Below are 21,858 nucleotides of genomic sequence, written 5' to 3' on the forward strand. Positions count from 1 at the left end.
TGGCAATTTAAGAAGAACCACGAACTTTTGGTCAAGCTTTTTCCAAAAGCTTGCTCGCCTGCGCGACGTTGGAGCTTTACTCCAGCACACGGGACGACAGTCCCTCTGAGTTTGATCAAGATTCGCATGTCGTTTTTGGAAATTCGCGGTTCTAAGAGGGGTTTGTTATATCACCTGCTGATTCTGGAAGGTTTTACTGTGAGTACCACGCCCGGAGGGCGTTAATGAGAATTTGAAACCTGCTTTAGCTTGCTTTTTCAAGTGCAAACCCGCTTTGAGCTTGCAATCTTGAAAAGACATGCCAACTCATTCTGGCATTTTTGTGGAAATCTACTCTTTGATCAAACTTTGCTCTGCAAAGTTTGTTTGCCAAGCAAAAGTTTCATCAACGTTCGTTGCTCCTTCTTGAAGTGCCATTCAGAAGGTTTTCTACTTGAAGCCCATTGTCTTGATTGTTTTGGGAGAGAATCCTTTAGGAACTCATTTTAAAGGGGTTTACAGCAAAAAGACGCCCGAGAGCACCAGGACAAAAGGAGAAAATTCGTTCACTGCCCGTTCGTCCAGAACCTTTTCAGGTAGAGCCTCATTCTCGCTAGGTCAACGGGCCTCATCGTTTCAACCATCCAGTCCGGCAGGTCCCTCCTTATGCCACGCCAGAGCAGTCGGTAGTCGAGGACTATTATCGAACCCTTCTCCTCGGCCGAGCGGTGGACCCTTCCGGCTGCCTGAACCAGCTTTCTGTGGGCCGGTAAATAATATCCGTAGTACCGGCCTTTTCCGGGGAACTTTCTCTCGAAATAGCGTATCTGCGCCTGAACCCTCGGCGTTGGCCTCGCATAGGGTATTCCAACTAAGATAACCCCGTTCATTTCATCTCCCGAGTAATCCTGCCCCTCGCTGTTCCTGCCCCCCATGACTCCGAGCAGAACCGCACCGTTGCCCTTAGCGTGGGCCTTGAAGGCTCTAACCATCGCATCGTTCTCGGCCGATGAAACCCCCTGCTTCTCAACGAATATTGCCTTCCCCGTCTCCTCGAGGCGGACCCCCAGGTTGGCCGAAAGCAGGCCCTGGAGAACCTCGTAGGAAGCTGTAAAGACACCGACGTTCTTGGGAATTATCTTCGCGGCTTCGACTATGTAGTCCACCATCCTCCTATAAACCTGCAGCGAGCGCTCCTCTCCGCGCGTTGAGACGTCCTTTGCAACCAGAACCTGCGCGTTCTCGCGCTTCACCATACGCGGGAACTTCTTGAGGCGGGCGTTCTCGATCCCCATTATGTCCCTGAATGCCTCGAGCGGCGTGAGCGTTCCCGACATGAATATCGCGCTCTGCACCTCCCGGATGAAGCCGAGGGCCTTCGAGGGATCCAGCGCAACAAGCTCGAGGCTCAGTCCCCTGTCCCTGCTAAGGATGAAGAGGTAGTCATCCCTGCCTATAAGCGACAGCCACAGGAGGAGGAATTCCCCAACGCGGCCGATGTAGGAGCGCGGCGGTTTCCCCTTCTCAATCCGGTCCTCCCTTATGGCATCTCCTATTGCCACCATGTCGTTGAGAGTCTTGACGAGCCAGCGGGTGTCGAAGTTGAGGACGTTGACGACGTGCTTGAAGACGAGTTCGGGCTGAATCGGAGTCTCCTGAACGTCTTTGCTTCCAAGCTTCTCCTGAAACAGTATCTCCAGCCCCCTGCCGAAGATGCTGAGAAAGTTCGCTATCTCGTGCTCGTTGTACTCGTCGGCCTCCTTTATGGCCCTGTTCACTGTGTTTATGCTTATCTTATCGCTAAGGGCAGAGATTGCCTGGTCGGGAAGGTTGTGGGCCTCGTCGAAAACCACTATGAGGTCGGAGTAGTCAACGTCGAGGGAGCTGATGAAGTTCTCCCTTATCGAGGGACTGAGGAGGTAGAGGTAGCTCGCCACTATAACGTCGGCCTTCTCGGCCATCCGCTTGGTCAAATCGTAGGGACAAAGCTCGAGCGTTTCGGCGTAGCTCAGAATCTCAGCCGGGTGGCTTGGACTTTCAAGGAAGAAGCGCACAAGCTCCTCGAACTCGGTCTTTTTCTTCTTCTCATTCTCATAAAAGGGACACTTCCCGAGCTTCTTGAGGTTCCTGCAGACGACCATGGCGGTGTACGCATCCGTCGTGAACTGCGTCAGGTAATTGTGGAGGCACAGCTCTTTCCTGCTCCTCAGCTCAACTCCAGAGACCGGACTCTTCCCGCTTATAGCCTTGAGTTCCTCTATTACGCGGTCCATCTGCCGGTGTGTTCTGGCAAGGTAGAGAACCTTGTAGCCCTCCTCCTTCGCGAAGGGCAGTATTCCGGCTAAAACGCTCACCGTCTTTCCGAAGCCGGTCGGTGCCTCGATTATCGCGTTCTCGCCCTTCCTGACGGTTTCCGAGACCAGCTCGATGAACTCCCGCTGGTTCGGCCTCAGACCCCTGTAAGGGAAGTACTCGAATGCGTCGCTGGATTCTCTCATGGGAAAGAGTTTTAACGGCCCGCTTTTAACCTTTGCCGGTGGATGGGATGGACAGGAAAACGGGCAAGCTCATCGAGATCACCGTCGAGGGGCTTCTGATAGCCTGGCTGAGCTACCTCTTTCTCTACCAGAACTACCTGCTCTACAGGTGGCACCGTGGCCTGCCCCTGCCGTCGAGGATCCCTTTCCTCCTCCTTGGCGTGCTCGCGGGCGGTATTTTCTTCTGGTACGAGTGGTCAAAGCTCGACCGGGGTGGAAGGGCTTCGGCTCCCGAGGATCTCAGCCGATCACCCTGATCAGGTACTCTCCGGAGGCTTCAATTCCCTCGAAGTCCTCCCCACTGGCATCGAGAACGTCCCTTCCGATCTCGATTATGGAACTTCCGGAGCGGGACCCGTACTCAACCCTTCTTATCATGTCGTTCTCGACGTCCACTGTAAACCCGTCTTCCGTACCCTCGCCGGCCAGGCGAAAGCTCCGTTTTATGGTGTGAAAGCGGACGTATCTGATGAGGTGTGGCATCAGCTCCCTGTTCAGATCCCGAACAACGAACCCCATTCCCCTGCCCGTGGTTCTGGGGGCGATGAGACCATGGCTCTCGGCCATCCTTGCGACGGCTAAAGCGGAGTTCCTGGCCATGAAGTCCAGCTTGTCCCCCAGCATTCTCTCGCCCGAAACGTCGGCCGAGATTCTCGCGACGAGCCTCCCCTCCAGCGCGGCGAAGGAGAACACGATCAGACCCTTCCAACCCTTCAGGATATAGGTGACGTGGGGTTCGTTGAAGGTGAACTCCAGAACGCCCTCGAACTCGAACCTTGTCAGGAGCCGCCTGAAGGAGATACGAACCAGCGTTTTGCCTTCCAGGTCCAAAGGTTCCACCCTGTAGGGAAACGTGGAGAGCAGTTCCACGGGTCTGGATGCAACCTCGATGAGCGCCTTCCAGTCGCCTCCAAAGGACACCTCGGCAGTTCTGGATTCCATGGGAGCACACCCTTGGACATTGCCTTCAGCCGGCGCTTTTAGATGTGGGAGAATGGAAAAAGGAGTCAGAGCCTTAGTTCCGGGATCTCCTCCAGAACCTTTACCATAAGCCTGATTCCGGCATCAACGTCACGCTCGTCCACAACTTCGGTGTTGGAGTGTATGTAGCGTGCCGGAACGCTTATTGCTCCCGTCGGAACACCGTCTTTCGTCAGGTGTATCGCCCCCGCGTCGGTTCCTCCCCCGAGCAGGATATCCCACTGGTAGGGTATCTCGTGTTTTTTGGCCAGCTCCTCCATCCAGCGGACGATGGTCGGGTGGCAGATGATGGAGCGGTCCATTATCTTGATTGCAACACCCTTTCCGAGCCGGGTTACCTGCTTGTGCTCCGGCGTTCCCGGAACGTCGGCCGCTATGGTGACGTCTATGGCGAAGCCGTAGTCGGGACTTATGCCGAAGGCCGAGACCTTGGCACCGCGAAGACCAACCTCCTCCTGGACCGTGGCAACGAAGTAAACGTCCGCATCGGTCTCGCTCAACTGCCTCGCCGCCTCGACGAGGGTGTAAACCGCTATCCTGTCGTCGAAGGCTATGCTGACAAGCCTGTGCTTGCCGAGCCTCTCCAGCCTTCCGTCCCAGGTGATGACGGTGCCTATCCTGACGCCCATCTCCTCGGCTTCCTCCCTGCTCTCGGCACCGATGTCAATGAAGACCTGATCCCAGGTCGGGGCCTTGTTCCTCTGCTCCGGCTTCTGGATGTGCGGCGGAACTGAACCGCCAACGCCGTAGATGTACTCGTTCTTCCCGATCCAGACTTTAAACCTCTGGGCTATCAGGGTTCTTGGGTCAACACCTCCGACCGGGGCGACTCTCAAAAAGCCGTTCTTTTCTATGTGGGTGACCATGAGGCCTATCTGGTCCATGTGTGCCGCGAGCATGACCTTTGGGCCTTTTCCCTTCCTGTGGGCTATAACGTTCCCGAGCTTGTCAACCCTTATCTCGTCAACGTAGGGCTCAAAGGCCTCAATAACGACGTCCCTGACACCAAGGAATTCGTAGCCCGAAACTCCCGGCGCTTCCACTATCTTTTTCAACAGTTCAAAACCAACCATTGCCGTCGCCTCCGTTTAGATTTCCGTCTGAAAGTGGTCCGGCAGATATTTAAGCTTATCTACCCCCCGGACACCGGTGGTGGAATGGAGAGGACCCTGCTGAGGCTTAACATCGTTCCCTGCACGTTTATAGAAAGGCTTAACAGATTCGTTGCTTTGGTTGAGGTGAATGGGGAAACCAGAAAAGCCCTCGTTACGAACACCGGCCGCCTAAAGGAGTTCATGATCCCGGGAAGAAGGGCATTCTGCCTGCCAAAGAGCGGTGGAAAGACGGATTTCGTTCTGCTGGCCTTTGAAGACTTGGGAGGAAAAGGAGCGGTGATAGACACGAGAACGCAGGCTAAAGCCTTCGAAAGGGCGGTTGAGCTGAACACCATTCCCTGGCTGAGGGACTGCAGGATAAAGCGAAAGGAGGTAACCGTCGGGAAATCCCGCCTCGATTACCTCTTTGAGTGCCCGGATGGTGAAGTCTACGCCGAGATGAAGAGCGCGGTCTTGAGGGGCGGAGAGCGTGGGGAGTACGCGATGTACCCCGACTGCCCGTCTGCACGGGGACGGAAGCACATAAGAGAACTCATCGAACTTAGAAAAGCCGGGAAAGGGGCGATGATATTCTTCATCGGTGCGATGCCCGGCGTGGAGAAGTTCAGGCCCTACGAGAAGGGGGACCCCGTTATAGCAAAACTCCTGAGGGAGGCCCTGAAAACGGGCGTTGAGATACGTGCCCTCAGCATCTCCATGATTCCAGACGGCCGGGTGATCTTAGAAAAGCCATCCCTTGCAGTGGAGCTGAGGGAGGGTTTTTAAAGACCGTCACCCAATCCCGATGGGTATTCAAAGGGGTGATTGGAATGACCATCGTTGATGTTAGGATTCTGGTGGAGGGTGCGAGCGACGTTGAGGTCGTGAGCAAGGCACTCCAGGGACTGGCGCTCGGAAGCGAGTACAACATCACGATATCCTCGATAATCCCAACCACGAACGTGGAGATCGCGAAGAGTGCCGCGGCTGGAGCGGATCTCCTAATAATAGCCACCGACGCTGACAGGGTTGGAAGGGAGCTCGCGGAGAGACTGTACAATGAGCTCAAGGAAATGGTCGGACACATAGAGAGAATGAAGCTCCCCCTCGGTCATGACCTCGAGCACGTTGACGTAGAACTGGTGAGAAAGGAACTCAGGAACACGCTCGTCAGGGCCGGGCTTAAGAGCCTCCAGGTTCTTCCCGGGTACATGGAGATAAGGAGGGAGCTCCTCGACGTGAAGGGTCGCTACGACCAGCTGGCCAACGAATACGAGGCCCTCTACAAGGAACACGAGGAACTCCAGAAGAAGTACGAGGAACTCCAGTCGGAGCTTGAGAGACTCAGGAGTGAGAACGAGGGACTCAAGGAACTTCTGGAAAGAAAACCCAGGCCGGTCAAGATAGAGGACGCCTGGAAGGGCCTCTTCCCGGCGGAACCTGTGCCTGAGGAGAGGATAATCGCGATAGCCGTTGAGAAGCTCGGCCTGGCCGGAAAGATAATCGTCGGACAGGGCTACATTTTCGCGGAGGATGAATCGCTCATAGGTGAGCTCCTCAAGACGGTCTACCTTAGCCTCTCGATCAGGGAAGAGCTCGAGGAAAAGGAAGAGCCGAAGCCCCAAAAATCGCCGGAGGATAGAGCATCAGCGCCGGAGGGGACGAACATCGTGGAGAATCCCGAGCTGAAGCCGGACGAGATAGAGCGCCTCCTGAAGGGCATCGACAATGAGTGAAGCCGAGACGGTGGAAGAGTTCGAGACCTATTTAGACCTCGAGGGCAAGAGTCCCAACACGATTAGGATGTACTCCTACTATGTGAGGAGATACCTCGAGTGGGGCGGAAAGCTGAACGCACGCTCCGCCCTCCGCTTTCTTGCAAGGCTTAGAAGAGAAGGCTACTCCAACAGGAGTCTGAACCTCGTCGTCCAGGCTTTGAGGGCTTACTTCCGCTTCGAGGGGGCGGACGAAGAGGCGGAAAAGCTAAAGCCCCCCAAGGTCCCGAGGAGTTTACCGAAGGCCCTGACGAGGGAAGAAGTTAAAAGGCTCCTATCGGTGATTCCGCCGACGAGGAAGCGCGATAGGCTCATCGTTCTCCTCCTCTACGGGGCAGGCCTTCGCGTCAGCGAGCTGTGCAACCTCAGGAGGAAGGACGTCGACCTCGAGAGAAACCTAATAGTCGTGCGCGGCGGTAAGGGCGCCAAGGACAGGGTCGTCCCGATTCCGGCTTTCCTGGGCGATGCGATCAGGGACTACCTCGAGAGCAGAGAGGACGACAGCGAGTACCTCATCGTCGAGGAGGGAAGGAGAAAAAAGGACGGGCTCTCGCCGAAGACGGTCTGGCATCTCCTCAAAAAGTACGGCGAGAGAGCCGGGGTTGAGGTCACTCCCCACAGGCTCCGCCACAGCTTCGCGACGCACATGCTCGAGAACGGCGTCGACATAAGGGCGATTCAGGAGCTTTTGGGTCACTCTAACCTCTCAACGACGCAGATCTACACCAAGGTCACCGTTGAGCACCTGCGGAAGGCGCAGGAGAAGGCGAGACTGATGGAGGGGCTGATTGAGTGAGCCAGATTGGTCTAACAAATTAGACCATGGTTTTTAAAGTACCAGTCTATTATACCGGACCAAAAATTGTGAAGAATCAGAGCGCACCCTTCTTCCTCAGCAGAGCGAGGTAGCTCGTGAAGGCTCCGGCTGAAATAGTGTCGCCGAGGCCGACGGTTGAGACGGGGTTCTTGACGAGCCTCGTCGGAATTATAACAACCCGGTACTCCCTAGTCCTCAGCTTTCTCTTCGCCTCCTCGAAGCGGAGCTTGACGTATTCTCCCCTCTCGTTGTAGGGAACGCTAAGACCGACCCTAAAATCCTCCGGTGAAATTATCTCTCCCAGGGAGGCCCTCGCAGCAGCCAAAGTCGTTGCCAGCTCGAGACTGCTCCTCAGTTCATCCTCGCTCAGCGGGTTGTCGGCGTGGGTGATGTACATGATGTAGTAGATGGTGTGGATCTGCAGAACTTCGAGGTTCATCTCGTCGATGAGTATCTTCCCGCCCAGGACGGTGTCCTCGATGCGGTTGTAGGTGAAAATCCTATCGGAGAGCTTTGGATAGCCGAGAGCGTTGAGAACGTAGGCGATCTCAGATTCGTCCATTCCAACGCTATCCACGAGCGGAAAGAGGTTGTAGATGACCTTCTTCCTCAGCTCGCGGTTCTGTATGGAGGCGAACTCGAGGTGAACCTTAACGTCCTTCTCGCGCTTGAGAAGGAGAATGTCCCTCTTTGCCTCGCGGAGGTAGTGGTTTGCATCCTTCCCGTCGGAGTAGCGGAGCTTTATGCCTTGATATCCAGAAAGGATAGCCCCGTCAACCATCTCGCCGATCTCCGGGAGGAACGGCTTAAGCTCCGGCTCGGTGTAGACCCTTATGCTCTCAAAGCGTGCCGAAACAATAAAGCGGCCCGAGAAGGGGACCGTTATCGTCTCGTCTCCCAGTTTGAAGGTCGTTCCCGCGCGGAACTCAAAGATTCTGTTTACCTTTATCGGATCCCCCTCGCGATAGGCCTCGCGCGGATGCCTGAAGACGAGCTTCCCGTCCCCAACGACGGGATAGAAGAGGTTTGGCCTGTCAACAAACATCGTGGCCTGCTTTCTCGCGAGATGGGGGGTGTAAACCAGAACGCGCCTGAAATCGAGATTGGCCAAAAGGTTCGCTATTATCCCAGCCTGGCCGCCCATCCTCTCGACGTCGTACCTGAAGTGGGAATCAAACCAGGCGTGAAGCTCCTCGTTGACGAGGGGAACCGCCATCGGTTTGCCCGTCTTGAGGGCGTGGACGAGCCTTGCCACGAAGTCAATGGGCTCTTCAATCTGCCTTGGGTATTCCTCCATCCTCCTCTTCACCGCTTCAGCTCCAAACTCGTCTATGAGCCTCTGAACCGTTTCTCCCGTGAGGTAGACTATCGCATCGACGTTTGTGTTGTAAGCGGTGTAGATCGAAAGCTCCCTCGCCCCGTCCAGAAGCCCCGTGACCATATGTATCACCCTCAGTGACTAACATCTTGAAAATGCGGGGCGGCTCTTAAAAGGGTTTCGTCAGAAAAAGAGGGATCAGAACTCCGTGAAAAGTCTTCCCAGTTCCGGAATCCTCTCCATAACGTCCATCTCCCGGAGGGCGAGCCAGAGGGATGCCTGGTTGCTGGTAACCACCGGAACGCCGAGGTCATCCTCGAGGATCTCGATGATCTCAAAGGTCCGCCAGTTGGTGCAGCTTATGAAGATCGCGTCTGCCTCGTCAATGAAGCTGGCCTTCGCCAGGCGGTAAGCCTCGTGGGGCTCGAGCTTTCCAATCCTGGTGTTGTCCTCAATTCCCAGGCCCCTTATGTCGAGGACCTCGAACTCGTTGGCCTCGAGGAACTCCTTTTCGCGCTGGTTTATCCCGTCGGTGTAGGGGGTTATCACGAGAATCGACTGGGCGTCGAGTATCTTGAGGGCCTCTATTACAGCGGTGCTCGTGCTGACAACCGGAACGTTCACCTCGCTTTCGATCTTCGCCTCGAGCTCTTTCTCGTAGTCCTTCCCGCCTATGAGGGAACCGCTCGTGCATCCGTAGAGGATCTGCTCAACGCCCGCATCCCGGAGCAGCTTCGCAGCATCAACCGCTAGAGCGTTCATCTTCACGAGCTCTTCCTCGTTAACGTTCCTGAGCGGAACCCTGGCAGTGTGGAGCGAAACTCCAACAGGAAGGAATGTATGGAGCTCCATTTCCATCGTGGTGTTCGATGATGGGACAATAAGGCCGAGTCTTCCGCGCCATCCGTACATGCTTTCACCTCCCTCGATTTACTCACAGTTTTTCTTAAACCTTTCCGCCCTAAACGTTTTTATCCCCCGGGATCAACCATCACCGGTGGGAGGATGATAGAGTTCGTCATACTGCTCGGGGTCGTGGGCGGCTGGATAGTTGTGGCCTCAACCCTGTTCCTGATGCTCGCCCTGGGCCGGATCTGGGGCATCCTGGGCGTCTTCCTCACGGTGGGGTTTATACTGATCAACCAGTCGCTCAAGGGGAAGTACATGGAAAAGATAGTGGACGCGACCCCAAAGGCGAAGGACATAGCGGCCCACATCTTCGAGATGAACGAGCTTATACTCCTCTCCTCATACGTGGTCTCCCTCCTGCTCTATGAAGCCATTCAGAAGTACGTCGAGATAATAATCAAGTTCCCGCATGCGCTGGGGTGATAGCATGTTCAACGTCGTTATCGTCAGGTACGGAGAGATTGGAACGAAGGCGAGGCAGACGAGGAGATGGTTCGAGAACATACTCATGAACAACATCCGCGAGGCCCTGGTGAGCGAGGGAATCGAATTCAAGAAAATAGAGGCAAAGCACGGCAGGATCCTGGTGAGGACGAACAGAGCAAAGGAAGCGGTTGAAGTCCTCCAGAGGGTTTTTGGCATCGTCTCGCTCTCGCCGGCGATGGAAGTCGATGCTGAGATGGACAAGATAAACAAAACAGCGCTCAAGCTCTTCCGGAAGAAGAAACGCGAGCTGGGCCTCGAGAAGCCCAAGTTTAGGGTCACCGCGAGGAGGATAACCAAGGAGTTCCCGCTCAAGAGTCCGGAGATACAGGCGAAGGTGGGGGAGTACATCCTGGAGAACGAGGAGAGCGAGGTTAACCTTCACGACTATGATATCGAGGTTGGAGTGGAACTTATGGACGGCAAAGCCTACGTCTTCGTGGACAGGGTTAAGGCCTGGGGTGGTTTGCCGATAGGAACGCAGGGCAAGGTTGTCGCGCTGCTCAGCGGTGGAATAGATTCCCCGGTGGCGGCTTTCCTCATGATGAAGCGCGGTGTGGAAGTTATTCCAGTCCACATCTACATGGGCGAGAAAACCCTCGAAAAGGTCAGAAAGATATGGAACCAGCTGAAAAAATATCACTACGGCGGAAAGGGTGAGCTTATAGTGGTCAGGCCGAAGGATCGCGAGAAAATAATAGAGAAGCTCACGGAGATGAAGAAAGACAAGTACACCTGCGTTCTCTGCAAGTTCAACATGGTGAGGAACGCCGATAAAATTGCGAGAGACTTCGGTGCCAAGGGCATAGTCATGGGCGACTCCCTCGGTCAGGTCGCCAGTCAGACGCTTGAGAATATGTACATCGTCAGCCAGGCGAGTGATTTGCCAATCTACCGCCCGCTCATAGGCATGGACAAGGAGGAGATAGTGGGAATAGCCAAGAAAATAGGCACCTTCGAGCTCTCCACCCTTCCGGAGGACGAGATACCCTTCATACCAAAGCACCCCATAATAAGGGGCTCCTGGGAGGAGTTCAGGAAGCTCTACCGGGAAGTCTTTGGAGAGGACCCCTGCCAGAGAAAGTGCTGAGGTGGAAGCGTGAACTCCAGCAGGTTCCCGGCATACCTCTCACTGCTGCTTCCCCTGGTTTTCTTTGCGGGACTCCTGGTGGTCATCTGGAAGAACCCGTGGTTCTCATTCACTGACAACGCCCTCAGCGACATGGGTTCACTTCACAATCCCCACAGGTGGTACTTCAACGGTTTTTTAATGATCTTCGCGACCATCGGCTTCATAGCGTCGGTGGGAATGCTGAGAAGGGGCCTCAGCTACCTCATGCCCCTCGCGATGATCTGTCTCTTTCTCGTGGGTGTTTTCCCGGAGGAGCATCCCCTCCATCTCCCCCTGGCGGTTCTCACTTACCTTCTGGCGCTGGCGGATGTGGTCATCGTGGGGGTTAAGCTCGGCCGCGCGGGAACCGGCGCTGGCTACCTATGGTCGGGCCTGGCGGTGCTCACCCTGGCCGTTATGATAATCCTGATTGAGAAGGGGGTTTTCAGGGGACTGGCCATTCCGGAACTGATAGGTGTCCTGACGGTTCTCGCGTGGTTCGTCTACCTTGGCCTCCTCCAGCTGCGCGGGAAGTGAGGCATAACCCCTTTAAACCCCTCTGAAAATCGATGACTATGAAGCGCCTCCAGCTCGCCACTTACCTGCTCGCCATCTACGGTTTCCTGCTACTCTACTACGCCTATTCGTGGGGCTCGCTCGTCTACCTTGCCTTTGCCCTCCTCAACCTGTCCCTGGCTTACGGAGTCGGCAGGGAGAACAGGACGGCGATAAAGGTGGCTCTCATCTACTCGGCCCTTGAGTTCTTCTTCGGCCTGCTCTTCCTCATAGCGGGTAACCTTTACTCAGCGGTTGATGCTGCGATAAGCTTCTTCATAATGCACGACATCCTCGGCTACATCCAGGAGGTCTACAGGAAAGAGAAGGATGAAGAAGGAAAAACCGAAGGGGACAAAAGGGGGGAAGAGGAAAAGAGCGAGAAACCAAAGTGATCAGGCGCACCTCTCCCTGTACTCGGAGCTTATCTCCTCTTCCTTCCTCTGAGGTGCCTTGAGGATCATCCTGGCATCAACAACAACGGCACCCTTGCCCTTCTCGTAGACGAAGACCGGGTTTAGGTCCATCTCCTTTATGTAGTTCTCGAGGTCCTCAACGAGCTTGCTGACCTTCAGGAGCATGTCCACGATAGCGTCTATGTCTGCGGGCTCTTCGCCGCGAACCCCCGCGAGAATGGGATAGCCCTTTATCTCGGTGATCATCTTTCTGGCGTCGCGCTCGGTTATGGGTATTATCCTGAAGGTCACATCCTTGAGGACCTCGACGAAGATGCCACCGAGGCCGAACATTATTGCGTGTCCAAACTGTGGATCCTCGACCACACCTATGATGACCTCCCTGCCGGGACGGAGCATCGGGGCAACGAGGACACCCAGTATCTCCGCATCCGGCCGGTATTTCCTGGCGTTTTCAAGGATCTCCTTCCACTTCTGCTTCAGCTCCTCGGGGTTCTTAATGTTAAGCATCACGACCTTGGCATCGCTCTTGTGGAGTATCTGGGGAGACATCAGTTTGAGCGCGACGGGATAGCCTATCTCTTCCGCGTACTTCAAGGCTTCGTCGAGGGTCTTCGCGAGTTTTTCGTTTGGAACGGGAAGGCCGTAGGCCTTCAAAACCTGCTTGGCCTCGTACTCGACCAGGACAGTCCTGCCCTGGGCCAGGACGGACTCAATAACCTTAAGGGCCTCCTCCCTGGACATAACTCATTCCCCCTTAAGTTTTCCGAGGTGCTCAGCGTACCTAACAAGGCCCGCCATAGCCCGGACTCCCCTCTCTGGGGTCGGATAAACGGGAACGCCCTTCTCCTCGAGGAGGCGGGCATAGCGGCTGGTCTTCCTTCCACCCATCGCAACCGCCACTATGGGCTTGTCGCTCTTCCTCTGGTAATCGGCGAGTATCTCTATGACCTTCTCCTCCTCGAGGAGCGGCACCTGGAAGAGGACTATAACGACTATGGCATCAACGTTCGGATCCCTCGTGAAGCCCTCGAGGGCTATCCTGTACCTTTCCGCGTCGGTGTCTCCCACAACATCCGTCGGGTTGCCGGGAACGGCGTGCGGTGGAAAGTGCTCCCTCAGGAACTTTATGGTTTCCTCACTCAGCTCCGCCATCCGGAGGCCGAACTTTGCCACCGCATCACTGGCCATTACTCCAGCGCCGCCGCCGTCGGTGATTATTCCTATCCTGTCGCCCTTAGGGAGCTTGTCCTTAAGTGCCGCAAAGGCTTTGGCGAGATCGAACATATGCTCGAAGTCTTCTGCCCGGATTATCCCGGTCTGCTTGAAGACGGCGTCGTAGATCTTGTCGCTTCCCGCCAGGGAACCGGTGTGGGATGATGCGGCCCTGGCACCGTACTCCGTTCTGCCGCTCTTCAGCGCGACGACGGGCTTGACTCGGGTTATTCTCTTCGCGCTCTCCATGAACTTCCTTCCGTCCTTAACTCCCTCAATGTAGAAGGTGACGACGTTGATCTTGTCGTCGTGGAGGAAGTAGTCCATTAAATCCGCGTCGTCCACGTCTATCTTGTTTCCATAGCTGACCATCTTCCCGATTCCCAGTCCAGCCATCGCGGCCCAGTCGAGCATTGCAGCCGCAAATGCACCGCTCTGGCTGACGAAAGCTATTGGCCCGCTCTTCGGCCTGTCCATCTTCTCTTCAGGCAGGAAGACGGTGTCAACGCCCGTATCGGGAACGTAAACACCAACGCAGTTGGGCCCTATGATTCTTATCCCGTTGGCCCTCGCTATCTCCAGGATTTCGCACTCCAGCTTCTTTCCTTCCTCGCCGAGCTCTCCGAAGCCGCCGGTGATGATTATGACCGCTTTTATCCCCTTCTCGGCTATGTCCCTCATCGTTGCCGGAACAAATGGAGCGGGTATCGAGATAACCGCCAGATCAGTGTCATCGGGAAGTTCCCTAACACTGTGATACACCTTATAACCATCTATCTCATCGAGCTTGGGGTTAACCGGGTAGATGTTGCCCTTGAAGATTCCCCGCTCCTTGTTCCGTTTGAAGTTCTCGAAGATAACGTTTCCAACCTTGCCCTTCTTGTTGGTCGCTCCTATGATAGCGACGGCTTTGGGGTCGAAGAAGGGCCTCAGTTCCTCAACTATTCTCTCCGTCACCGCTATCCCTCCCGAGAAATGTTCCTCACTGAGAACTCGGCGGGAATGTATAAAAGTGTTGCGTTTTGAAGGATAGAACCCCGATGAACCCAGAGGCTCATTGAAGAACTTCTCCTATGAACCGAAGACCGGAACGTGCTTCTGAAATCCCCTTTACCTCAAGGGCCATCGTCACCTCCTGAAACCTTGGAAGCAGCCTCTCCCAGGGAACCGTGCCCCTGCCCGGGGGAAGGTGTTCATCCCTCTCCCCGGAGTTGTCGTGAAGGTGGACGTGAACTATCCTGTCCGCAAAAAGCTCCAGAAAGCGGTCGAAGTTTTGGGTGGTTGTGTTGAGATGCCCAACGTCGAAGGTGATTCCAATCTCGATGCCCCCGATTATCTCGGCCAGCCTGTCGCAGTCCTGGGCATCTAGGATCGGGAAGCGGGGCATGTTCTCGACGCCAACCTTCACTCCGTACTCTTCGCTCCAGCGAGCTATATCCCGGAGGGATCGGCGATGAATTTCAAGGTACTCGCGGGGGTTATTCACGCTGACTGGAGACCAGTGGCCCGGATGAACCGTCACAACCATCGCCCCAAGCTCCGCCGAAAGCTCAAGAGTTTCGCGGATGATCTCCAGCGAGGCATCCCTTATGCGCTCGTTGAAGGAAGCGATGTTGACGTCGCCGAAGGGGGCGTGCACTGTAACTTTCATCCCGTAGGAGGAGAGAATCTCTCGGAAGAGGGGCAGATTGCCGGAGCTCAGGTAGTGCGGCCACTCGCTCATGATCTCAATGAAGTCAAAGCCGAGCTCCCTGACGGTTTGAACCCAGTACTCGAACCCGTCGAGGCTTTTTTCGGAGTAGGCCGTCATCGAAATACCGATCATTCAACCACCAACCATGAGCCTGGCAATCAGAACCACGTAGAGGGTGCCGAAGATGTCGCTGTTGTTCGAGATGAGCGGAATGGCCACGTGGTCGGGGTCAATGTCCTTCTGGAAGAGCAGGTACGAAACCGCGTAGGAGTAAAGCATTATGAAGAGTGCCATGAGGGGATACGTGATGATGAGGATGGAGATGGTTCTCGGAACGTTTGCCCCCGTGGTGAGTATCATCAGGAAGCCGCCTATGAGGACCTTGGTCAGGCCGATAACCGGGGCCGTGGTGAAGAGGGCGAGGATGTCGGTGAAGGCCCCCGGACAGAGAAAGCTCTCTATCTCACCGAGGTGGAGCTTGGTGGAGGTTTTTGCCGCTATTATGGAACCATAGTTGCCGAAGGAACTTAGGACCGCGGGGTAGATGAAGCTCAGTATCATCGAGGCCTGAATAACGTCGCTGAACCTTGCCAGGAGCGAGCCCGAGATGGTGGAGAGCAGCGCGAGACCGGTTATCGTGATGAAGACCTGCTTCAGCTCGAGGAACTCCTCCTTCCTCAACCTGCTCAGAAGGGTGAGGGCGAGGAAGAAAGTTATGACGGCGTAGTTGAAGATCCTGAAGGCCCATGGAGACTTCCCTATGAGGAGTATGAAGAGAACCAAGGACGGAACTGTCAGGAAGTCGCCCATCGAAGCTACCAGCGGTGCCGCGACGCTGTCCGGATCGGTGCCTCTTTTAAATGCAAACATCGTCACGAAGGAGGTGAAGTAACCGAGTATGAAGGAAACGAGTATCGTTGAGGTTATCACTATGAGGAGAACGTCGAGGGCGTTCTTCTTTATGCCCGTAATCACCCCAATGGCCCAGAGCAGGAATATTGGAATGAGGGAGATGAGCATCCTGAGGACTATCTCCTTGAGAACCTTCCTGTCCCTGACCGATGGCTCGAGCTCACCGAGGTAGAGCATCGTGGAGAAGCGCGAGGCCATCGAGCCGAAGACGTTGCCCCTCAGCCCCATCATACCCGGGAGGACCACGAGAAGGCCCGGAAACTGGTTTCTTATTACGTCAAAGTATTTGCCCAGGAACGTGCCCCCAAAGAGACCGAACACCTGGGAGGTGAACAGGGACGGAAGGGTAACCCTGTAAGCTTCCTTGATCTTCTCCCTGAGCTCCCCCATGATCTCATCGTCAATCACGGCAACCAACCTCCGCCCCGACCCCCGACCTTAACGGAGGGGGTATTAAACCTTTCGCAGGCGAAAACTAAATAAAATTTGCCGCTCACTTCACGGTGGTGAGCCCGGAGTGGAGGAATGGGACGAGGTCAAGGTGCCAAAGAACGTCAAAGACATCTTCATTGAAATGAAAAACACGGCCGAACTCATGGTCGATCTGGCCTACTCGGCCGCGCTCTTCAAGGAGAAGGAGATAGCGGAGGAAGTTCTGGAGCTGGAGGAATACCTCGACATCCTCAACTACCACCTCATGATCAGGGCCGTTTTAGCGGCGAGGAACATGAAGGAGGCCGAGCAGATAACATCCATACTGCAGATGGCCCGCTCGATAGATGAAATCTCCAACGCGGCGGCGGATCTCGCCAAGATGGTCCTCGAGGAGAAGCTCCACCCACTCATAACGGAGGTAATCCTCGAAAGCGAGGAGACCATAGGTAGGGTAATCGTTTCCCCTGAGTCCATTCTCGTTGGAAAGACCCTGGAGGAGCTCGACCTCTCCACGAACGCGGGGGTCTGGGTGATAGCCATAAGGCGCGGAAAACGCTGGATATTTGACCCCGATGAAGACACCAAGATCATGCCCGGCGACATACTCATCGGCAGGGGAACGAAAACGGCCCTGGACTATCTGAAGGAGGTAGCGAGGGGGATCATCAAGGTGATACGCCATGAATGAGTACGAGGAGATTAGGAACTGTCTGGTCGAGATGAAGGATCTTTCTGCCCTCATGGTGGACCTGGCCTTCTCTTCGGTGATGTACAACAGCGAGGACATAGCGGAGGAGGTTTACCTGCTCGAGGAGAAGATGGACGACCTGACCCTCAAGGTCAAGAAGCTGACCCTCCGGCTAGCCAAAAAGGAAGAAGATCCCGAGAGTCTGCTCAGCATAATTGATCTGGCCGACATCAACGAGCGCATAAGCGACGCAGCATACGGAATAGCGGACATAATACTCCGCGACATCGAGCCCCACCCCATAATCAGGAAGATAATGGAGGACACGGAGGAGGAACTGGGCAGGGTCAGGGTCCACGGGGGATCGGTACTGGTAGGGAAAACCCTCGCCCAGCTGAAGCTCCCGAGCAAGATCGGAACGAGAATCCTGGCCATCAAGAGGGGAAGCAGGTACATCTACAACCCGGGAAGGGCAGACACCATAGAGAAGGATGACGTTCTCATAGCAGTCAGCTCCGATCTCGACAAACTCCGCGAGCTCGCTGGGGAAGAGATTGAGAAAGAGGAGTGACAACTCCAGTTCGAAAGACTTTCACCGTTTCAAGTCATTTCTCTCCATACCCCGTGGAAGGTAAAAGTCCGGCCTTGCCATTATACCCATGCTCGCTGCCGCCAGGTACACCCTTTCATGGCCCCGGAGGAAAGAACGCTGGGAATGGAGATCCGATGACCCCCATCATCACCGGACTCGATTCCTGCGGTTATGACCGCTAACCCCTGTTCCCCTTTATGTCCGCATCCGTAACAAGTCCCTTCGCATACGGACAGAGTTCCCTCAGAGGGCACTCATCGCACCTCGGTCCTATTGGCTTGCATATCGTCCTTCCGTGGTCAACCATGGCGTGGTTTACGTAGATCCACTTGTCTTCCGGGATGAGCTCCTTTAGGTACTCCTCGACCTTCTCCGGCGGAACCCTCGGCGGGGCCAGGCCGAGGCGCTTGCTTATCCTGTTGACGTGAGTATCAACCGGTATAGCCTGCCTTCCAAAGCCGTAGGCTAAGACTATGTTCGCGCACTTCCTCCCGATGCCGGGCAGCTTCATGAGCTCATTTATGTCGTCAGGCACCTTTCCGCCGTACTTCTGGAGGATTATTTGAGAGGCCTTAACAATCCACTCGCCCTTGGTCTTCCAGAGGCCAACTCCCTGTTTTCTCAGGAATTCCTGCATCACCTCGACCGGTGTGTTTGCTATCGTCTCGATGTCTTTGTATCTCCTGAAAAGCTCCTCCCAGACGCGGTAGGTTACCTCATCGCGCATGCGCTGGGAGATTATGCAGTGAACGAGCGTCCTGTAGGGATCGCCTATGAGGAGCTTCTCCCTGGGATAGGTCTTCATGAGAATTTCGACTATTTTCCCGGCTCTCCTCTTCTTCTCCTCCCAGCTTTCATCGAAGGTGAATCTACGGCCTGATGATCCTAATCCTTCTCCCATCAATCACCACCACTGCGTTTTCGGTTGTCCTAACTCCTTTAAGGTTCTCGAACTGCTCGCTATAAATCTTTTGTCCCTCCCCAGACAGCAGTACGACCTCGTTACCCCGGATCACTGCAAAACCCCGACCAAAGGGCAGGACATCGTCCACCGGGCCATCGAACTCCACGGTTATTGTTTCGATCTCCCCGGGGGAGAGCTCTATCTTCGTGTTTTCTCCAACCTTCAGGGGCGATGGCTCCGCAAGGAGAACCCTGAAGGCCAGAGGTTTTCCAAGGAGGTCCACCTCCACGATGTCGCCGGTTTTTACCTCTCTTCCGGAGAGTTTTGCCCGCAGTATCTCCTCAAAGCCCGATGGCAGTTCCGCGTCGAAGAGGGGTTTAAGAACCAGTCTCATGCTATCACCGGTTGAAAAAGGTTGTGAAACCTTAAATGTCTAACCCCCGACCTGTGCTCTTGAAAGGGTATTCTGGATTATTAATCCAGGCATCTATCGTGAATACCGGCTCATCCCGGGGAATTCCCCCGTCAGTTTCACCGAAAAGCTTAAAGTAGTCTTTTCTTACATTAGGTTAGGGAAAGGGGGTGAGAACGTGGAATCAAATAAGAACCTTGGAAGGCTACTGGACATCCTTGGAAACGAGACGAGGAGGCGGATACTCCTCCTGCTCACCCGAAGGCCCTACTTCGTCAGCGAGCTCAGCCAGGAACTCGGGGTCGGCCAGAAGGCCGTCCTGGAGCACCTTCGGATACTGGAGAGTGCAGGACTTATCGAGGGGCGGATAGAAAGAATACCCAGAGGAAGACCCCGGAAGTACTACACCATAAAGCGCGGCTTCAGAATAGAGGTCCTCCTTACCCCCTACGCCTTCGGCACCGAGATGTACGAGCCCAAAGTCCCGCGGCCCACCAAGGAGTACGATCAGGCAAGGGCTCTCATCAAGTCGACCGAACCCCTTGAGGAGAAGATACGCGAACTTCTGACGTTCCTGGAGGGGATTGAAAAGAGGATAGAAGAACTTGTAAGAACGAAGCAGGAGCTCGAAGAGGTCCGTCTCCTGACCGAGACCTACATAGAGAACCTCCTCCGCAGGATAGCCAGGGAGGACGAGCGAGAGTTCGAAAGAATAGTGAAACAGTTTGGACCCAGGCTGCCGAGAAAAATCCTCGATGCTCTGGAGGACGTTTAGGGGAAGAGAGCCTGAGGAACGATCTCAGAGTATCTTGCCCTCTTCCTTTAACCTCACGAGCCTGGTCACGTAACCGGCTATTCTGTTCCTCGTGGTCTTGCTCTGGACGGTGGTGAGTTCTTCAACCTTCCTCTTGTTGTGCTCGAACTCCCTGTTGAACTCGTTTGGATAGCGGTCAATAAGCTCGCGGGCAACCCTCTTGATGAACGTCTGCTTGATGTTTCCCATCATCAAACCCCCCGTTAGCTTGATTCTGACAACCATACCCCAGTCTCGAAAGCGGTTTTAAAGCTTTTCCCTCACTCAGACTTATAAACCCCGCGACGGACCGGAATGCATGTTGCGGGAGGCAGTTCACTGCAGAGGACACGAGAACGTTAGGGCCACCCACAAATCGACGCTGGAGTTCACGAAGGAGGACCACCTAACCCCAAGGGGAGATTGCATACTTTGCGTTGGGGCGGATAAGGGGATAAACGACCTGAGCGAGGAGTTTAAAGCCGCGTTAAAAGCCGGAAAAAAGCTCCTCATCAGGATTAAGGTAGGCAACCTTGTTGAGGAAATCATCGCGGAGGGAAGCCCCGATCTGATCCTCGACCACGACTGTTCGATGGTCGTCCGGAAGAGCACCTACATCGACGGGAGAACGCTTGCAGTGAGGGCGAACAAGGCCGCTAGAGACATTAGCAGGCGCGTTGTTGAGCTTTTGAAGAACCCTGAAACGGTAGCTGAGATCGAGCTCATCATCTCGGAGGAAAAGCCTTAAAAGGCCAAACTTTTATTAACTTCCGGTGATGAAAATGCTCGAGGGTTACTACATCGTCGAAAACACCGGCATTGTTCCGGCCGAGAGGCGCTTCAAGTTCAAGGACCTCAAGGCTTGGGGCTACGACCTCCACCTGGGAACCATAGACGGCAGGGAGGCCTACTTCGTCTCGAGAACCGGAACGAGGGAGGAGGGAGAAACCTACACGGAGGATGGAAAGAAGTACCACATCAGCGAAACCCAGAGGGAAATACCAAAGAACGCCCGACTGCTGGCGAAGATAATCATCGAGAGGGGCCAGCCCTACCTGGAGTTCTGGCTCGACACGGAGGGTGCCGACTACCCCCTGGCCAAAGAGGACCCGAGGATAATCCTTCACCGCTTCTGGAGGGAGAAGAAGTTCAGGCAACTTGAGAAGCACGTGGGCAGTGTTGGACTGACGACAGACTTCTTCAAGGACCGGGTTTTCATCAAGAGCATCCCCCTGCCCTTCGAGGAGTATCCGCCCAAGGTCAGGCGCGTTCTAAGGGAGGTCCGGGACGTCCACCGCGACATGACGGACTTTGGAAGGTTCGTCTTCCAGTACTATGGCGAAGAGGAAAAGACTCACAACTACCGCCTCTGGTGGCTCCTGCCGACGATACACCTCTTTGATGTCGAGGTTTCAAACGAGGTCGATAAGGTCTTGGCCATGCTCGACTGATCCCCATCTTTCCCTTTTCTGACGTTTTCGGTATCACCGGGGGATGAGAGTGTGGACGTCCTGATCCGGCGAAGGCCCGTAAAGTACGCGAGAATTGAGGTGAAACCCGATGGTAAAGTGGTCGTCACGGCCCCGGAGGGCTTTGGCGTGGAAGGCTTCATCGATAGGCACAGGCGATGGCTCGAGGCCAAATTGGGGGAGATAGACGGCCTTAGGGAAATAGCTGAGTCGGGCTTTCCTATAGGGGGAGAGTTCTATACTGTGGTCAGGGGAAGAAAGACGAAGGTCCACGAGAGGTTTAGGACGGTGGTTCTCTCCGCCTACCGCGACGAGGCCATCTCCGGTCTGAAGGCATTTCTCAGGCCGAGGCTCCTCCCGCTAGTGGGGGAGTACTCCCAAAAGATGAACGTCACCCCCGGGAAGGTCTTCATCCGGCATCAGCGGAGCAGGTGGGGGAGTTGCTCAGCGAAGGGCAACCTCAACTTCAACGTCCGCCTCCTTTCCGTCCCGCCCGGGCTTCGGGAGTACGTTGTTGTCCACGAGCTGGCCCATCTGAGGTTCCCGAACCACTCAAAGGCTTTCTGGGAGTTCGTTGGAGGCTTTTATCCCGGATGGCGGAGCGCGAGGGAGGAACTCAGGAAGTGGTGGAGCATCATCGAGCTGAATTCCTACTGGAGGTGGCTGGGCGGTGAAAGCGAGGAGCTTCCTGAAATCCCTGGCCTCCATAACCGATGAGCCTGAGGTTTGGCCCTCTTTCTTCCGCTCCTTTCCCCCAGGATAGAGTCCTT

Annotated in this window: 26 protein-coding genes; 14 read left to right on the plus strand and 12 right to left on the minus strand. The window is 55.1% G+C overall.

The window, feature by feature from the left end; all coding sequences use genetic code 11:
* Positions 1-545: 545 nt before the first annotated feature.
* On the minus strand, positions 546-2,477 hold the full coding sequence (locus tag MV985_RS06490; protein ID WP_297464534.1) for a helicase C-terminal domain-containing protein: 1,932 nt from the start codon (positions 2,475-2,477) through the stop codon (positions 546-548).
* 47 nt (positions 2,478-2,524) lie between these two features.
* Between MV985_RS06490 and MV985_RS06495 the strand changes: the two genes are divergently transcribed.
* The gene (locus MV985_RS06495; RefSeq protein ID WP_297464654.1) at positions 2,525-2,773 is read left to right on the plus strand and encodes a hypothetical protein; all 249 of its coding nucleotides are present in this window, start codon (positions 2,525-2,527) and stop codon (positions 2,771-2,773) included.
* Here MV985_RS06495 and MV985_RS06500 read toward each other — a convergent pair.
* Positions 2,757-3,458: a hypothetical protein gene (locus MV985_RS06500; protein ID WP_297464536.1), complete on the minus strand. Its 702-nt coding sequence runs from the start codon at positions 3,456-3,458 to the stop codon at positions 2,757-2,759. The genes MV985_RS06495 and MV985_RS06500 overlap by 17 nt on opposite strands.
* Before the next feature lie 65 nt (positions 3,459-3,523).
* Entirely contained in the window at positions 3,524-4,570 is a 1,047-nt protein-coding gene (locus MV985_RS06505) for a M42 family metallopeptidase (protein WP_297464538.1), read from the minus strand.
* Between the two features lie 84 nt (positions 4,571-4,654).
* On the opposite strand from MV985_RS06505, the gene sfsA reads away from it, so the two are divergent.
* The 3 genes from sfsA to xerA are packed head-to-tail and all read left to right on the plus strand — an operon-like array spanning position 4,655 to position 7,162.
* A complete protein-coding gene (sfsA, locus tag MV985_RS06510) occupies positions 4,655-5,377 on the plus strand; it encodes a DNA/RNA nuclease SfsA (protein ID WP_297464542.1) in 723 nt (240 codons plus the stop codon).
* Between the two features lie 44 nt (positions 5,378-5,421).
* A complete protein-coding gene (locus MV985_RS06515; protein ID WP_297464544.1) occupies positions 5,422-6,327 on the plus strand; it encodes a toprim domain-containing protein in 906 nt (301 codons plus the stop codon).
* Positions 6,320-7,162, plus strand: a complete 843-nt coding sequence (gene xerA / locus MV985_RS06520; RefSeq protein ID WP_297464546.1) for a site-specific tyrosine recombinase/integron integrase — start codon at positions 6,320-6,322, stop codon at positions 7,160-7,162. Before MV985_RS06515 ends, xerA begins: the two co-directional genes overlap by 8 nt.
* Positions 7,163-7,238: 76 nt before the next feature.
* Here xerA and pfkC read toward each other — a convergent pair whose 3' ends face one another.
* Positions 7,239-8,624 carry an ADP-specific phosphofructokinase gene (gene pfkC, locus MV985_RS06525; RefSeq protein ID WP_297464549.1) on the minus strand — a complete coding sequence of 462 codons (1,386 nt, stop codon included), beginning with the start codon at positions 8,622-8,624 and terminating at the stop codon, positions 7,239-7,241.
* Positions 8,625-8,699: 75 nt separating this feature from the next.
* A complete protein-coding gene (locus MV985_RS06530) occupies positions 8,700-9,413 on the minus strand; it encodes a maleate cis-trans isomerase (RefSeq protein ID WP_297464551.1) in 714 nt (237 codons plus the stop codon).
* Between the two features lie 93 nt (positions 9,414-9,506).
* Between MV985_RS06530 and MV985_RS06535 the strand changes: the two genes are divergently transcribed.
* Genes MV985_RS06535 through MV985_RS06550 form a run of 4 tightly spaced genes read left to right on the plus strand, consistent with a single transcriptional unit; the run spans position 9,507 to position 11,954 of the window.
* Positions 9,507-9,833, plus strand: coding sequence for a hypothetical protein (locus MV985_RS06535; RefSeq protein WP_297464553.1), 327 nt, complete (start codon positions 9,507-9,509; stop codon positions 9,831-9,833).
* Between the two features lie 4 nt (positions 9,834-9,837).
* The gene (gene thiI, locus MV985_RS06540) at positions 9,838-10,983 is read left to right on the plus strand and encodes a tRNA uracil 4-sulfurtransferase ThiI (protein WP_297464555.1); all 1,146 of its coding nucleotides are present in this window, start codon (positions 9,838-9,840) and stop codon (positions 10,981-10,983) included.
* A 9-nt stretch (positions 10,984-10,992) separates the two neighbouring features.
* Positions 10,993-11,541: a DUF998 domain-containing protein gene (locus MV985_RS06545; RefSeq protein WP_297464557.1), complete on the plus strand. Its 549-nt coding sequence runs from the start codon at positions 10,993-10,995 to the stop codon at positions 11,539-11,541.
* Between the two features lie 32 nt (positions 11,542-11,573).
* Entirely contained in the window at positions 11,574-11,954 is a 381-nt protein-coding gene (locus MV985_RS06550) for a hypothetical protein (RefSeq protein WP_366085281.1), read from the plus strand.
* On the opposite strand, the gene MV985_RS06555 is transcribed toward MV985_RS06550, so the two are convergent.
* The 4 genes from MV985_RS06555 to MV985_RS06570 all read right to left on the minus strand — a co-directional run bounded on the left by MV985_RS06555 (position 11,955) and on the right by MV985_RS06570 (position 16,200).
* Positions 11,955-12,719 (minus strand): acetate--CoA ligase family protein, encoded by a 765-nt coding sequence (locus MV985_RS06555; RefSeq protein WP_297464559.1) that lies wholly within the window; start codon positions 12,717-12,719, stop codon positions 11,955-11,957.
* A 3-nt stretch (positions 12,720-12,722) separates the two neighbouring features.
* Entirely contained in the window at positions 12,723-14,147 is a 1,425-nt protein-coding gene (locus MV985_RS06560; RefSeq protein WP_297464562.1) for a CoA-binding protein, read from the minus strand.
* A gap of 97 nt (positions 14,148-14,244) precedes the next feature.
* Positions 14,245-15,015: a sugar phosphate isomerase/epimerase family protein gene (locus MV985_RS06565; RefSeq protein ID WP_297464563.1), complete on the minus strand. Its 771-nt coding sequence runs from the start codon at positions 15,013-15,015 to the stop codon at positions 14,245-14,247.
* Complete coding sequence (locus tag MV985_RS06570; protein ID WP_297464658.1) at positions 15,016-16,200, minus strand: magnesium transporter; 1,185 nt, start codon at positions 16,198-16,200, stop codon at positions 15,016-15,018.
* A 112-nt stretch (positions 16,201-16,312) separates the two neighbouring features.
* On the opposite strand from MV985_RS06570, the gene MV985_RS06575 reads away from it, so the two are divergent.
* Together MV985_RS06575 and MV985_RS06580 are read left to right on the plus strand one after the other, a co-directional pair.
* Positions 16,313-16,918, plus strand: a complete 606-nt coding sequence (locus tag MV985_RS06575; RefSeq protein ID WP_297464565.1) for a TrkA C-terminal domain-containing protein — start codon at positions 16,313-16,315, stop codon at positions 16,916-16,918.
* Positions 16,911-17,489, plus strand: a complete 579-nt coding sequence (locus MV985_RS06580; protein WP_297464567.1) for a TrkA C-terminal domain-containing protein — start codon at positions 16,911-16,913, stop codon at positions 17,487-17,489. The genes MV985_RS06575 and MV985_RS06580 overlap by 8 nt, the downstream gene beginning before the upstream one ends.
* A gap of 199 nt (positions 17,490-17,688) precedes the next feature.
* On the opposite strand, the gene nth is transcribed toward MV985_RS06580, so the two are convergent.
* Positions 17,689-18,411, minus strand: coding sequence for an endonuclease III (nth, locus tag MV985_RS06585; RefSeq protein ID WP_297464569.1), 723 nt, complete (start codon positions 18,409-18,411; stop codon positions 17,689-17,691).
* Positions 18,380-18,808 carry an ATPase gene (locus tag MV985_RS06590; RefSeq protein WP_297464570.1) on the minus strand — a complete coding sequence of 143 codons (429 nt, stop codon included), beginning with the start codon at positions 18,806-18,808 and terminating at the stop codon, positions 18,380-18,382. The genes nth and MV985_RS06590 overlap by 32 nt, the downstream gene beginning before the upstream one ends.
* Before the next feature lie 196 nt (positions 18,809-19,004).
* Between MV985_RS06590 and MV985_RS06595 the strand changes: the two genes are divergently transcribed.
* Positions 19,005-19,601, plus strand: coding sequence for an ArsR family transcriptional regulator (locus tag MV985_RS06595; protein WP_297464572.1), 597 nt, complete (start codon positions 19,005-19,007; stop codon positions 19,599-19,601).
* A gap of 24 nt (positions 19,602-19,625) precedes the next feature.
* Here the strand turns inward: MV985_RS06595 and MV985_RS06600 are convergent, their stop codons facing one another.
* Positions 19,626-19,829 (minus strand): 30S ribosomal protein S17e, encoded by a 204-nt coding sequence (locus MV985_RS06600; RefSeq protein ID WP_366085296.1) that lies wholly within the window; start codon positions 19,827-19,829, stop codon positions 19,626-19,628.
* Positions 19,830-19,938: 109 nt separating this feature from the next.
* Between MV985_RS06600 and MV985_RS06605 the strand changes: the two genes are divergently transcribed.
* From MV985_RS06605 to MV985_RS06615, 3 genes are read left to right on the plus strand one after another with little or no spacing between them, the layout of a single operon-like run.
* The gene (locus tag MV985_RS06605; RefSeq protein WP_297464577.1) at positions 19,939-20,367 is read left to right on the plus strand and encodes a DUF371 domain-containing protein; all 429 of its coding nucleotides are present in this window, start codon (positions 19,939-19,941) and stop codon (positions 20,365-20,367) included.
* A 34-nt stretch (positions 20,368-20,401) separates the two neighbouring features.
* Positions 20,402-21,070, plus strand: coding sequence for a TIGR00703 family protein (locus MV985_RS06610; RefSeq protein WP_297464660.1), 669 nt, complete (start codon positions 20,402-20,404; stop codon positions 21,068-21,070).
* Between the two features lie 51 nt (positions 21,071-21,121).
* A complete protein-coding gene (locus tag MV985_RS06615) occupies positions 21,122-21,805 on the plus strand; it encodes a SprT family zinc-dependent metalloprotease (protein ID WP_297464578.1) in 684 nt (227 codons plus the stop codon).
* Positions 21,806-21,858 lie beyond the last annotated feature (53 nt).

Origin of the sequence: Thermococcus sp. (genome assembly GCF_027012695.1) — an archaeon.
In the GTDB taxonomy this organism is placed as follows: Archaea; Methanobacteriota_B; Thermococci; order Thermococcales; family Thermococcaceae; genus Thermococcus.